We start from the raw sequence: 13,644 nt of genomic DNA on the forward strand, positions 1-13,644 counted from the left end.
CGGTGCGGGACGCTATAGAGCGCGAACGTCGCGGGGTTGTCCCCGCCGGCAGGCCGTTTGTCGTGATCCGTCGAAAGGCGCGGTCGGTGAGACGATCTGATACAGATCCCGCCACCGGCGATGCCGAGCCACGCGCTCGCCGGATGTCATCATTGACTCCCAACGCCGCCTCCGCTTTCTCTCGCGCTCCTTATCAAGCCGAGTGCCCGGAGCCGTCATGCTCGACAACAGGTTCGATCCCGCCGCCGTCGAAGGCCGCATCTATCAGGCGTGGGAGAACGCCGGCGCCTTCAAGGCCGGGCGGCCGGAGCGGGCAGGGGCCGATCCCTATTGCATCGTCATCCCCCCGCCGAACGTCACCGGCTCGCTCCATATGGGGCACGCGCTCAACAACACGCTGCAGGACATCCTCTGCCGCTTCCAGCGCATGCGCGGGCGCGACGTGCTGTGGCAGGTCGGCACCGACCATGCCGGCATCGCGACCCAGATGGTGGTCGAGCGCCAGCTCGCCGAGCGCCAGCAGCCGGGACGCCGCGAACTCGGGCGCGAGGCCTTCGTCGAGAAGGTCTGGGCGTGGAAGGAGGAATCCGGCGGCGCCATCATCAATCAGCTGAAGCGCCTCGGCGCATCGTGCGACTGGTCGCGCGAGCGCTTCACCATGGATGAGGGGCTCTCGCGCGCCGTCCTCAAGGTGTTCGTCCGGCTCTACAAGGAAGGGCTGATCTACAAGGACAAGCGGCTGGTGAACTGGGACCCGAAGTTCCAGTCCGCCATCTCCGACTTGGAGGTCGTGCAGGTCGAGGTGAAGGGCCACCTCTGGCACTTCCGCTATCCGATCGAGGGCACCGACGAGTTCATCACGGTCGCCACCACGCGGCCGGAGACCATGCTCGGCGACACCGCGGTCGCGGTGCATCCGGACGATGAGCGCTACACGCACCTCGTCGGCAAGTTCGCCGTGCTGCCGCTGGTTGGCCGCCGCATCCCGATCGTCGCGGACGAGTATTCCGATCCCGAGAAGGGCACCGGCGCGGTGAAGATCACCCCGGCGCACGACTTCAACGATTTCGAGGTCGGCAAGCGTCACGACCTGCCGATGATCAACGTGCTCGATGCCGAGGCGCGCATGCTGCTCGCCGGCAATGAGGATTTCCTCGACGGCGCCGCCCCGGGTCCGGACCTCGACGCCGTGCTCGCCTTGCATGGCCAGAGCCGCGAGGCGGCACGCAAGGCGATCGTCGCGCTGATGGAGGAGCGCGGCCTGCTCGACCAGATCACGCCGAACGTCCACACCGTGCCGCATGGCGACCGCTCGAACGTCGTGATCGAGCCCTGGCTGACCGACCAGTGGTATGTCGACGCCCATACGCTGGCCCAGCCGGCGTTGAAAGCGGTGCGCGAGGGGCGGACCTCGTTCGTGCCTAAGAACTGGGAGAAGACCTATTTCGAGTGGCTGGAGAACATCCAGCCCTGGTGCGTCTCGCGCCAGCTGTGGTGGGGCCATCAGATCCCGGCCTGGTATGGACCGGACGGCACTGTCTTCGTCGAGGAGACGGAAGAGGAGGCGATGGCGGCGGCGCTGGCGCACTGCGTCGAGGCGCGCATCATCACCGACGAGGAGGCGAGGGCGCTTGCCGAGGATCCGGACAAGCTTGCCGCGTTCATCACCCGCGACGAGGACGTGCTCGACACCTGGTTCTCCTCGGCGCTGTGGCCGTTCTCGACGCTCGGCTGGCCGGACGAGACGGCGGAGCTGAAGCGCTTCTACCCGACCTCGGTGCTGATCACCGGCTTCGACATCATCTTCTTCTGGGTTGCCCGGATGATGATGATGGGCCTGCACTTCATGGATGACGAAGTGCCGTTCAAGGACGTCTATATCCACGCCCTCGTCCGTGACGAGAAGGGCGCCAAGATGTCGAAGTCCAAGGGCAACGTCATCGACCCGCTCTCGCTGATCGACGAGTATGGCGCCGATGCGCTGCGCTTCACGCTCGCGGCGATGGCGGCGCAGGGCCGCGACATCAAGCTGTCGACCAACCGTGTCGAGGGCTACCGTAATTTTTCGACCAAGCTCTGGAACGCCGCCCGCTTTGCCGAGATGAACGAATGCCGGCGCGATCCGGCCTTCGTGCCTGCGGCTGCGTCCTCGACGCTCAACCGCTGGATCCTCTCTGAGACGCAGCGCGCCATCACCGAAGTGACCGAGGCGATCGAGGCCTACAGGTTCAACGAGGCGGCCGGCGCGGCCTACCGCTTCGTCTGGAACATCTTCTGCGACTGGTACCTGGAACTCGCCAAGCCGGTGTTCATGAGCGCCGACAGCCCCTGGAAGGCGGAGACACGCGCCACCACCGCTTTCGTGCTCGACGAGACATTGAGGCTGCTGCACCCCTTCATGCCCTTCCTCACCGAAGAGCTGTGGGAGCGCACCGGCGGCGACGGCCTGCTGACGCTTGCGTCCTGGCCGGCGCTTGAAGGGCTGGATGCGCCGGATGCGGAGGCCGAGCTCGGCTGGCTGGTCGATCTGATCACCGAGGTGCGCTCGGTGCGGGCCGAGATGAACGTGCCCGCGGGCGCGCAGATCCCGCTGGCGCTGGTCGGCGCGTCGGACGAGACCACGGCGCGCGCCAAGCTTTGGAACGACGCGCTGGTGCGCCTTGCCCGGCTCTCCTCCATCGCGTTCGCGAGCGAGGCGCCGGCCGGCGCGGTGCAACTGGTGGTGCGCGGCGAGACCGCGGCGCTGCCGCTGGCCGGCATCATCGACATGGACGCGGAGGCGGTGCGGCTTTCCAAGGAACTGGCCAAGGCGGCGGACGATGTTGCGAGGGTCGACGTCAAGCTAGGCAATCCGGATTTCCTCGCCCGCGCCAAGGAAGAGGTGATCGAAGAGCAGCGCGAGCGCCGCGATGCTGCGGAGGCCCGCGCGGCGAAGATCCGCGAGGCGCTGGCGCGTCTCGGCAAGGCGTGACGCTGGTGCCATGCAGTTCCTCGCTACCTTCCACGCCCTGGACTTCCTCGACAGTGTCGTGAGCCTCGTGGTCGCCTTTGTCCTGGGGACGGCGATCGGCGCGGAACGGCAATACCGCCAGCGCACCGCCGGCCTGCGGACCAATGTGCTCGTCGCCGTCGGCGCCTGCCAGTTCGTCGACATGGGCATCCATCTCGGTGGTGCCGACAGCGCGGTGCGCATCATCGCCAATGTGGTGACCGGCATCGGCTTCCTCGGCGCCGGCGTCATCATGAAGGAAGGCACCAATATTCGCGGGCTAAACACCGCGGCGACGCTCTGGTGTTCGGCGGCGGTCGGCGCTTGCGCCGGTGCCGACCTGGTGGCGCAGGCGGTCCTGCTCACCGTCTTCGTGCTCGCCGGCAATACAATGCTGCGGCCGCTCATCGATGCGCTGGAGCGCCTGCCGCGCGACGAGGCGGCAACCGAGGCCACCTACGAGGTCGGCATCGTCGTGCCGGCGGCCGGGGCGCCAGAGGCGCAGGGGATACTCGTCGCCCGGCTCGATGCGGCGCAATTCCCGGTCGATGACATCGAGACCCTGGAGCGGGCCGAAGGCCGCACGGAATTGCGGGCTACGCTCGTCAATACTTCGGTGCGTCCGAGGGAGCTCGACGCCGTGATTGCCGAGCTGAAACGGATGCCCGGAATATTGGCGGCGAACTGGACGCGAAGCGGTTCGGATTAACCGCAATCCCTCTCAAATTTGTGTCATTCACGTCACAGTGTCACGCATTCGCAACCCTGTTGGGAGGTGCTGACGCTAGGTGCCGCGATGCCGCCACAAACCGGCACGAAATCCGTCCCTTACGCGGTGGAGAGTAGCGTCCGGGCGCAGTTGCCCGCGAGATCCGCCGACGCCGGGAAGCGTGCGTACAATGGACGCCAGGACGATCATCGACAAAAGGAAGCTTCCGAGCCGCCACGTGACGGAAGGTCCGTCGCGTGCGCCGCATCGCTCGTATCTTTATGCGATGGGTCTCACCCGCGAGCAGATCCACCAGCCGCTGGTCGGCGTCGCCTCGTGCTGGAACGAGGCCGCGCCGTGCAACATCTCGCTGATGCGCCAGGCGCAGGCGGTGAAGAAGGGCGTCGCCGCCGCCAATGGCACGCCGCGCGAATTCTGCACCATCACCGTCACCGACGGCATCGCCATGGGCCACGAGGGCATGAAGGCCTCGCTGGCGTCGCGCGACGTCATCGCGGACTCGGTCGAACTCACCATTCGTGGCCATGCCTATGACGCGCTGGTCGGTCTCGCCGGCTGCGACAAGTCGCTGCCGGGCATGATGATGGCGATGGTGCGCCTCAACATACCGTCCATCTTCATCTATGGCGGCTCGATCCTGCCGGGTTCGTTCCGCGGCCAGCCGGTCACCGTGCAGGACATGTTCGAGGCGGTCGGCAAGCATTCCGTCGGCCTGATGTCGGACGAGGATCTCGACGAACTCGAGCAGGTGGCGTGCCCGTCGGCCGGCGCCTGCGGCGCGCAGTTCACCGCCAACACCATGGCGACCGTTTCCGAGGCGATCGGCCTTGCGCTGCCCTACTCGGCCGGCGCGCCGGCGCCTTACGAGATCCGCGACCGGTTCTGCATGACCGCCGGCGAGCAGGTGATGGAACTGGTCGCCCGCCAGATCCGGCCGCGCGACATCGTCACCCTGAAGGCGCTGGAGAATGCCGCAACCGTGGTCGCCGCCTCGGGCGGCTCGACCAATGCGGCGCTGCATTTGCCGGCCATCGCGCACGAGGTGGGCATCGAGTTCGACCTGTTCGACGTCGCCGAGATCTTCAAGCGCACGCCCTATATCGCCGACCTGAAGCCGGGCGGGCGCTATGTGGCGAAGGATATGTTCGAGGTCGGCGGCATCCCGCTGCTGATGAAGACGCTGCTCGACCATGGCTTTCTGCACGGCGACTGCCTCACCGTGACCGGCCGCACCATTGCCGAGAACCTCGCTTCGGTGAAGTGGAACCCGGACCAGGATGTGGTGCGCCCGGCCAACGATCCGATCACCGTGACCGGCGGCGTGGTTGGCCTCAAGGGCAATCTCGCGCCCGATGGCGCCATCGTGAAGGTGGCGGGCCTGAAGAACCAGAAGTTCACCGGTCCCGCACGCTGCTTCGATGGCGAGGAGGCCTGCTTCGAGGCGGTGACCAACCGCGCCTATGAAGAAGGCGAGGTGCTGGTGATCCGCTATGAGGGGCCGAAGGGCGGCCCCGGCATGCGCGAGATGCTGTCCACCACCGCGGCGCTCTATGGCCAGGGCATGGGCGACAAGGTCGCGCTCATCACAGATGGACGCTTCTCCGGCGCGACCCGCGGCTTCTGCATCGGCCATGTCGGCCCGGAAGCAGCGGTCGGCGGCCCGATCGGGCTCATTCGCGACGGCGACATCATTGCCATCGATGCTGTCGAGGGCACGCTCGAGGTCGAGCTCTCCGACGAGGAGCTTGCCGAGCGGCTCAAGGAATGGAAGCCGCGTCCCACCACTTTTGGCTCGGGGGCCATCTGGAAGTTCGCGCAGACCGTTGGGTCCGCCCGCAAGGGCGCTGTGACCCATCCGGGCGGCGCAGCCGAGACATCGTGCTATGCGGATATCTGAGGCTCTCGCACTTGCGGTCGCGCTGGCGATCAGCCTGGCGCCGGTGACGGCGTCGGCTTTCGACGGCAACACCGATTCCCCGCCGGCGCCCGGCCGGGTCCCCGGCGCGGTGGCGCCGCCGGGCGCCGGTTCGCGCCCGCTGGAGGAGGCGGTGCGGCTCGGCACCAAGGCACTGCGCTCCGGTGAAACCGAGAAGGGCATCGACTCGCTGCGCTACGCCGCCGACCAGGGCCATCCGGGCGCGCAGTGGAAGCTCGGCCGCATGTATGCGGACGGCGAGGGCGTGCAGCGCGACGACATCAAGGCGTTCGAATATTTCACCCAGATCGCCAACATGCATGCCGACGACAACCCGTCGGCACCGCAGGCCCGCTTCGTCGCCGACGCCTTCGTGGCGCTGGGCGGCTATTATCTGAGCGGCATCCCGAACAGCCAGGTGCGCCGCGACCTCGGCCGCGCGCGCGACATGTTCGCTTATGCCGCCTCTTACTTCGGCGATCCGGATGCGCAGTACCAGCTGGCCCGGCTCTATATCGACGGCAGCGGCGTCAAGCGCGACCCGCGTTTCGCCGCCCGCTGGCTCGGCCTTGCCGCGCAGAAGGGGCAGTACAAGGCCCAGGCGCTGCTCGGCGGCCTGCTGTTCAAAGGCGACGAGGGTATTCCGCGCCAGGCCGCACGCGGCCTGATGTGGCTGACGCTGGCGCGCGACGCCGCCGCGACCGGCGACGACAAGTGGATCGTCAAGCTCTATGACGACGCCTTCGCCTCGGCGACCTCGGACGAGCGGGCGATGGCGCTGCTCTATCTCGAGCAGCACCTGAAGGTTGACCGGTAAGTATTTGATTCAAGCCAGCGACGTCATCCCGGCCGAAGGCGAAGCCGCAGAGCCGGGATCGTTGGAAGGTGAAGAATGTTTTCGCGATCCCGGATCGGCCTAAAGGCCGTCCGGGGCGACGATTACGGGAACGGCACGTCTATCCAGCGTCATCCGAGATCGAAGTCCGCCCAGACCGGCACGTGGTCGGAAGGCTTCTCCCAGGTGCGGGTGTGCTTGTCGATGCCGACGCCCTTGAGGCGGTCGGCGGCCTGCGGCGACAGCAGCAGGTGGTCGATGCGGATGCCGTTGTTCTTTTGCCAGGCGCCGGCCTGGTAATCCCAGAACGTATAGAGCTTGGCCTCGTCGGTGGTGGCGCGCACCGCTTCCGTCAGGCCGAGATTGAGCAGTTCGCGGAAGGCGGCGCGGGTCTTCGGCAGGAACAGCGCGTCGCCCACCCACAAGGCGGGGTCGTGCACGTCCTCCGGCGCCGGGATGACATTGTAGTCGCCGGCGATCACCAGCGGCTCCTCATAGGTGAGGCGCTGGGCGATCAGTGTCTTCAGCCGCGCCATCCAGCCGAGCTTGTAGGGGTATTTCTCGGTGTCGGGCGGATTGCCATTCGGCAGATAGATGCCACAGACCCGCACCGCACCCTTCGGCGTCGACACCACCACCTCGATGAAGCGCGACTGCACATCGGCCTCGTCGCCGGGCAGACCGGTCGTCACCTCGTCGAACGGCAGCTTGGAGAGCACGGCGACGCCGTTGAAGCCCTTCTGGCCATGCACCGCCACATTATAGCCGAGCGCCTCGAACGCCTCGCGCGGGAAAGCCTCGTCGACGCATTTGATCTCCTGGAGGCAGACCAGATCCGGCTGGCGTTCCTTCAACCAGATCGCCGCATGGTCGAGCCGCTGCTTGATCGAATTGACGTTCCAGGTGGCGATGCGCATCGGAATCCCCGCTGTCGATCAGGGCTTATAGCACCGGCAGCAGCCGCCGCACGATCAGTGCGGAAGAGCGCGAGACCTCGTCGGCGAAGCGCGCGAAGTCGAAATGGGAATCGTGGCCGGCAAGGTCCGACAGCGCGCGGATCACCAGCCACGGCACGCCGAAGGCGGCGCAGGTCTGCGCCATGGCGCCGCCCTCCATCTCCACCGCGGCGCCACCGAACTGGCGGAACAGCCGGTCGCGGACGGCTTCGCTGTTGACGAACTGGTCGCCGGTAAGCACCCGGGCGAAATGGACCAGCGGCGGGCGCTCCTCGCCACCGGCGGCGCGGGAGAGCGGCGCCAGCGCCAGTTCGGCCAGCGCCTCGCGGCTGCGCGCGATCAGCGTGGCATCGGCGTGGTGGCCGTGGTCGTCGACCGGGTTGAAGAAGGGCAGATGCCCGGCCTGATAGGCGTTGAAGCCCTCTGCGCCGTGCCATCCGGTGTCGTGCTGCACCACATGCTCGGCAATCACGACGTCGCCGATGGAGAGTTCCGGATCGAGGCCGCCGGCGATGCCGGAGAACACCACGGTGCGCGCCTCGAAGCGCTCGATCAGCAGCGTCGTGGCGATGCCGGCATTGACCTTGCCCATGCCGGCCTGCGCCAGAACCACGTCATGGCCGTCGAGCGCGCCGGCATGAAAGCGCATGCCGGCGCGCTCGCTGGTCTCCTGACCTTCGAGATTGTCGGTGAGGACGGCGAGTTCCTGCGGCAGGGCGCAGAGCACCCCGACCGGACGCATCAGAGCGCGAAGCTGGTGCCGCAGCCGCACGAGGCGATGGCGTGCGGATTCTCGATCTTGAAGGAAGCGCCGATCAGGTCGTCGACGAAGTCGATATGCGAGCCGGACATATATTCCAGCGAGACCGGATCGATGACGACGGTGGCGCCGTCATTGTCGATGACGATGTCGTCGTCGGCCCGTTCGCGGGTGATGTCGAACTTGTATTGGAAGCCGGAACAGCCACCACCCTCCACGCTCACCCGCAGCACGCTGGTGGGCGGCTCGGTGGCGAGGATCTGGGCGATGCGGCGGGCGGCGCGACCAGTGACGGCCACCCCTGCTGATTCCGCACTCAATTCGGTTGCGCTCATGTCGCAGCCTTCAGGTTGAATATGAACTACCCCGATAGTTAAGTGCTGCCGCGCCCGAGTCAAAGGGGTGTGCTGCACGGGGCAGCGAACGAATAATGTGCGGGGAGGGGAAATATGGCGGTCGCGCTGGCGCAGCCGCGTGTGGAATGGGCGTCGAAGGCCGAGGAAAGTCGCGGCCGTCTCGTCGACGAGCCCGCGAGCGGTACGCGTAGCGCCTTCCGTCGTGATGCCGACCGCATCATCCATTCCTCCGCATTCCGGCGGCTGGCCTACAAGACGCAGGTCTTCGTCTATCACGAGGGCGATCATTTCCGCACCCGGCTCACCCATACGCTAGAGGTGGTTCAGGTGGCCCGCTCCATCGCTCGCGCTTTGGGGCTGGACGAGGATCTCGCCGAGGCGCTGGCGCTGGCCCATGATCTCGGGCACCCGCCCTTCGCCCATGCCGGGGAGCGCGTGCTCGACGCCTGCATGGCCGCCTATGGGGGCTTCGACCACAATGCGCAGGCGCTGCGCGTGGTGACGCGGCTGGAGAACCGCTACCCGGGCTTCGACGGTCTGAACCTCAGCTGGGAGACCCATGAGGGCATCGTCAAGCACAATGGACCCCTCTTGGCCCCGCTGCCGCATGCCGTCGCCGCCCATGCCGGCCGGCAGGATCTGTGGCTGTGGAGCTGGCCCTCGGCGGAGGCGCAGGTCGCCGCCATCGCCGACGATATCGCCTATGACGTCCACGACATGGATGACGGCCTGCGTGCCGGCATGTTCGGCGTCGGTGATCTCACGGGATTGCCGCTGGTCGGCCCGGTGATCGCGGAGATCCGCGCGCAATGGCCGACGCTCGATGCCTCGCGCACGGTGCACGAGGTCGGCCGCCGGCTCATCACCTTGCTGATCGAAGACGTGGTGGCGGAGACAAGCCGCCGCGTCAGTCAGCATGAACCGCAGTCGGCCGACGCGGTGCGCCGGCTCGGCGGCGCGCTGGTCGGCTTCTCGGCGCCGGTCGCGGAGGCCGAGCGGGGGATGAAGGCTTTCCTTTATCCGCACATGTACCGCCACCCCTGGCTGATGCGGGTGATGACGGATGCCGGCGAAGTGGTGCGCGATCTTTTCACCCGCTACATGGCGGACAGCGCCGCGCTGCCGCCGGAATGGCAGGTAACGATCGAAGGCGCCGAAGAGGAGCGCCGGGCCCGGCGCATCGCCGATTTCATTGCCGGCCAGACCGACCGCTATGCGCTTGCCGAGCATGCCCGGCTCTTTGACTCGACCCCGGAACTGCGCTAGCGGCAGCCGCCCCCGGCATTCCAATCGACTTACCTCGCCGGCAACGCCGTTCCGGAGCCACGCATGAATCTCTACGCGATCTTCGCCGATCACGTCCGCGCCGCCCTTGCCGATCTCGCCGGCGAGGGCGCCTTGCCTGCCGGGATCGATGCCGCCCGCGTCGTGGTCGAGCCGCCGCGCGAGGTGAGCCATGGCGACCTCGCCACCAATGCGGCGATGGTGCTGGCGAAGGAAGCCGGCATGAAGCCGCGCGACCTCGCCGAGAAGCTCGCGGTCAAGCTGAAGGCGATCGAGGGCGTCACCGGGATCGAGGTTGCCGGACCGGGCTTCATCAATATCGCGCTTGATCCCTCGCTGTGGCGCGGCGCCATGGCGAACGCGCTCCGCCAGGGCGGCGCCTATGGCCGTGCCGATCTCGGCGCCGGGCGGCCGGTCAATGTCGAGTATGTCTCCGCCAACCCGACCGGGCCGATGCATGTCGGCCATTGCCGCGGCGCGGTGTTCGGCGATGCGCTGGCCAACCTGCTGGCGTTCGCCGGCTGGGATGTGGTCCGCGAATATTACATCAACGATGCCGGGGCGCAGGTCGATGTGCTCGCCCGCTCGTCCTATCTGCGCTACCGCGAGGCACTGGGCGAGGCCATCACCATTCCGGAAGGGCTCTATCCCGGTGACTATCTGGTCCCGGTCGGCCAGGCCCTCGCCGCCGAGCATGGACCGGCGCTCACGGAGATGCAGGAAGCCGAATGGCTGCCGATCGTACGCGACGCCTCCATCGCCGCGATGATGGTGATGATCCGCACCGACCTCGAGGCACTGAACATCCGGCACGGCGTATTCTTCTCCGAGCGCACTTTGCATGTCCGCGCGGACAATGGGCCGAGCATCATCGATTTCCTGCTGGACGATCTGCGCCGTCGTGGCCTCGTCTATGAAGGACGGCTGGCACCCCCCAAGGGCGCACCGGTGGAGGATTGGGAGGATCGCGAGCAGACGCTGTTCCGCGCCACCGAATTCGGCGACGATGTCGACCGCCCGCTGATGAAATCGGACGGCAGCTACACCTATTTCGCTGCCGACATCGCGTATCACAAGGACAAGTTCGACCGCGGCTTCTCCCGGATGATCGACATCTGGGGGGCCGACCATGGCGGCTACGTCAAGCGCATGACGGCGGCGGTGAAGGCGGCGACCGGCGGGGAGGGCGCGCTCGAGGTCGAGCTGTGCCAGCTGGTACGGCTGCTGCGCAATGGTGAGCCGGTGAAGATGTCGAAGCGCGCCGGCGACTTTGTGACGCTGCGCGACGTGGTCGACGAGGTGGGCCGCGACGCGGTGCGCTTCATGATGATCCACCGCAAGAACGATGCGGTGCTCGATTTCGATCTTGCGAAGGTAATCGAGCAGAGCCGTGACAATCCTGTCTTCTATGTGCAGTACGCCCATGCCCGGGCGCGCTCCATCCTGCGCAATGCGCGGGAAGCGTTCCCCGGCCTAGCGTCGGAACCGGTGGGCTTCGTTGATTCGGCGCTTGACCGGCTCGACGACGAAGGCGAGATTGCGCTTGCTAAACTCATTGCAGGCTATCCGCGGCTGATCGAGCAGGCGGCCCTCGCCAAAGAGCCGCACCGGGTGGCATTCTACCTCTACGATCTGGCCAGTGCCTTGCATGGACAATGGAATCGAGGGAAGGAATCGCCTCATTTACGCTTCATTATCGAAGATGATCGAGTCTTGACCTACGCGCGGCTGGCACTTGTGCATGCCATCGCGCTGGTTATCGCTTCAGGACTCTCCATCCTCGGAGTCGATGCCCCCGAAGAAATGCGGTGAGTGTGTCGCGTTAGCCGATCTGGGCCGACCGCCGCCGTTCTGATGCCGGTTCGCACGGACCGGCATTCTTGCGGTTAGTAGAACGGGTTCGGTGCAATGGGTAACGAGAGCAGGATGCGCACGCGGGACGATGCAGCCTATGGGCAGCGCTCCGCCGGAGCACGGCCGTCCGCGGATGACCCGCTTGCCGAGCTGGCCCGGCTGATCGGCCAGGAAGATCCCTTCGCCGAATTCTTCCGCGAGAATGCCGACGCCGGCCAGCCGGCGTCCCATGCAGCACCTGCCGCGCGTTCGGCGCGTCCCGCCGCTCCAGCGCCGCGCCCGGCCCATGCGGAGCCGGCGCGCTCCGAGCCGGCCCGTCAGGAGCCGCAGGCTCGTCAGCAGCCGCCGGTTCGTCCGGAGCCGGCCCGTCACGAACCTGTACGTCAGGAACCCTCGCGTCCGGCGCCCGGTCCGTTCTCTGCGCTTGCCGCGGAAGCCTATGCAGAGCCGATCCCCCGCCAGAGCCGCAGCGAGCCGCGCGATCACCAGGAGCCGGCCCGGCCCACCAGCCGTCCGGTCCGCGAGCCTGAAGCGCCGCGAGCTGCCGAGCGCGCGCCGCGCATCTCCGATCGTGCGGAGGCGGCGGTCGCCGAGGCGTTGTTCGCAACGCCGGCGCCGTCCAGCAAGGCTCAGCCGACCAGTGCGCCGACCGCGCGGACGCAGTCCGCTGCACCGGCGCGCGACGCCAATTTCCGCGATGCGACCACCAGCCGCGCCGCGCCCGCTTCCTTGCCTGGCTTCGACGCGCCGGCCAGCAATGCTGCCGCGCGGCCGACCGCACGCACCGAACCGCAGTCGCGCGGCGGCTATACGCTGGACGACGATGCCTATGATTATGGCCGTACCGCCATCGAGCGCGACGGCTATGAAAGCGAGGCCTCCGGCGAGGCCGACGATGGCTACGAGTACGAGGCGTATGAGGAAGAGCGCCCACCGCGCAGCCGCCGGCTGGCCCTGCTCGGCACCGCCATTGGCTGCGCCATCCTGCTGATCGCAGGTGGATATTTCGGCCTGCGTGCCATGAACGGGGGCGGCGGCACGCTGGTCGCATCCGGTCAGCCGCCGGTCATCAAGGCCGATCATGGGCCGAACAAGGTCGCGCCGCCCCAGCAGGCTGGCGGCGACCAGAGCGCCGACGGCCAGAAGCTGATCTATGACCGCGTCGGCGGTGATCCCTCCGGCAATGAGCGGGTGGTATCGAGCCAGGAAGAGCCGGTCGATCCTTCGCAGGCGGCGCAGCCGCAGGCGGCCCAGCCGCGCGTGATCCTGCCGCCCACCGGCGGCAGCGGCCCGGTGCCGTCGCCTTCCGCGCCGGCTCCGCTCGGCGCGATGCCGTCGGCGAGCCCGCCCCAGGCACAGCAGCCCAGCTCCGGTTCCGCCAATCCGACCGAGCCGAAGCGCGTGCGCACCCTTACCGTGCGCGCCGATGGCACGGTGGTGGACGGTTCGTCCGCGCCGGTGCTCCAGGCGCCAAGCGCGTCGCTCTCGCCGGCTCCGGCCCCGGTTGGTGCGCCGATGCAGGTCAGCTCCTACGCGCAGGATGATGCGTCATCCTCGGCGATGCCGGCGAACGTGCCGCTGCCGCCGACCCGCGTCGCTGCAGCTCCGGTAGCGAGCCCGACCACCGCAGCGCCGGCCGCGCCCGCGGCAACCGACGCGGCGGGGTCTAACGGCTATTTCGTGCAGATAGCAGCGCAGCGCACCCAGGGTGAGGCGCAGTCTGCCTGGCGCGCCACGCAGGGCAAGTATCCCGGCATCCTCGGCAGCTACAGCGCCAATATCCGCCGCGCCGATCTCGGCGATCGCGGCATCTATTACCGCGCGCAGGTCGGTCCCTTTAATTCGAAGGACCAGGCCAATGAGCTGTGCCAGAGCCTGCGCGCCCAGGGCGGCGACTGCATGGTGCAGCGGAACTGATCCGCTGCGCTTAGGGCCAAGTCCTGCTTGAGCATCCTTCGAGGCTCG

General features: G+C 67.5%; 10 protein-coding genes. 7 read left to right on the forward strand and 3 right to left on the reverse strand.

All coding sequences use genetic code 11. The annotated features are described in order from the left end of the window. Positions 1-217 precede the first annotated feature (217 nt). The 4 genes from G3545_RS01990 to G3545_RS02005 all read left to right on the forward strand — a co-directional run bounded on the left by G3545_RS01990 (position 218) and on the right by G3545_RS02005 (position 6,451). The gene (locus tag G3545_RS01990) at positions 218-2,971 is read left to right on the forward strand and encodes a valine--tRNA ligase (protein WP_170009358.1); all 2,754 of its coding nucleotides are present in this window, start codon (positions 218-220) and stop codon (positions 2,969-2,971) included. Between the two features lie 10 nt (positions 2,972-2,981). Then, the gene (locus tag G3545_RS01995) at positions 2,982-3,698 is read left to right on the forward strand and encodes an MgtC/SapB family protein (RefSeq protein ID WP_170009360.1); all 717 of its coding nucleotides are present in this window, start codon (positions 2,982-2,984) and stop codon (positions 3,696-3,698) included. A 190-nt stretch (positions 3,699-3,888) separates the two neighbouring features. Next, positions 3,889-5,616 carry a dihydroxy-acid dehydratase gene (gene ilvD / locus G3545_RS02000; RefSeq protein ID WP_170009362.1) on the forward strand — a complete coding sequence of 576 codons (1,728 nt, stop codon included), beginning with the start codon at positions 3,889-3,891 and terminating at the stop codon, positions 5,614-5,616. Beyond that, positions 5,603-6,451: a tetratricopeptide repeat protein gene (locus G3545_RS02005; RefSeq protein ID WP_170009364.1), complete on the forward strand. Its 849-nt coding sequence runs from the start codon at positions 5,603-5,605 to the stop codon at positions 6,449-6,451. Before ilvD ends, G3545_RS02005 begins: the two co-directional genes overlap by 14 nt. Before the next feature lie 149 nt (positions 6,452-6,600). Here G3545_RS02005 and xth read toward each other — a convergent pair whose 3' ends face one another. From xth to erpA, 3 genes are read right to left on the reverse strand one after another with little or no spacing between them, the layout of a single operon-like run. Then, entirely contained in the window at positions 6,601-7,386 is a 786-nt protein-coding gene (gene xth, locus G3545_RS02010) for an exodeoxyribonuclease III (RefSeq protein WP_170009366.1), read from the reverse strand. 25 nt (positions 7,387-7,411) lie between these two features. Continuing rightward, positions 7,412-8,167, reverse strand: a complete 756-nt coding sequence (locus tag G3545_RS02015; RefSeq protein ID WP_170009368.1) for a 5'-methylthioadenosine/adenosylhomocysteine nucleosidase — start codon at positions 8,165-8,167, stop codon at positions 7,412-7,414. Then, entirely contained in the window at positions 8,167-8,520 is a 354-nt protein-coding gene (gene erpA / locus G3545_RS02020; protein ID WP_170009370.1) for an iron-sulfur cluster insertion protein ErpA, read from the reverse strand. Before erpA ends, G3545_RS02015 begins: the two co-directional genes overlap by 1 nt. 114 nt (positions 8,521-8,634) lie before the next feature. On the opposite strand from erpA, the gene G3545_RS02025 reads away from it, so the two are divergent. The 3 genes from G3545_RS02025 (at position 8,635) to G3545_RS02035 (ending at position 13,596) form a co-directional block, all read left to right on the forward strand. Continuing rightward, positions 8,635-9,807, forward strand: a complete 1,173-nt coding sequence (locus tag G3545_RS02025; protein WP_170009372.1) for a deoxyguanosinetriphosphate triphosphohydrolase — start codon at positions 8,635-8,637, stop codon at positions 9,805-9,807. A gap of 63 nt (positions 9,808-9,870) precedes the next feature. Continuing rightward, entirely contained in the window at positions 9,871-11,637 is a 1,767-nt protein-coding gene (gene argS, locus G3545_RS02030; RefSeq protein ID WP_170009374.1) for an arginine--tRNA ligase, read from the forward strand. 114 nt (positions 11,638-11,751) lie between these two features. Then, positions 11,752-13,596: an SPOR domain-containing protein gene (locus tag G3545_RS02035; RefSeq protein WP_170009376.1), complete on the forward strand. Its 1,845-nt coding sequence runs from the start codon at positions 11,752-11,754 to the stop codon at positions 13,594-13,596. The last annotated feature ends 48 nt before the right edge of the window (positions 13,597-13,644 follow it).

The sequence above is a fragment of the Starkeya sp. ORNL1 genome (genome assembly GCF_012971745.1).
Classification (GTDB): Bacteria; Pseudomonadota; Alphaproteobacteria; order Rhizobiales; family Xanthobacteraceae; genus Ancylobacter.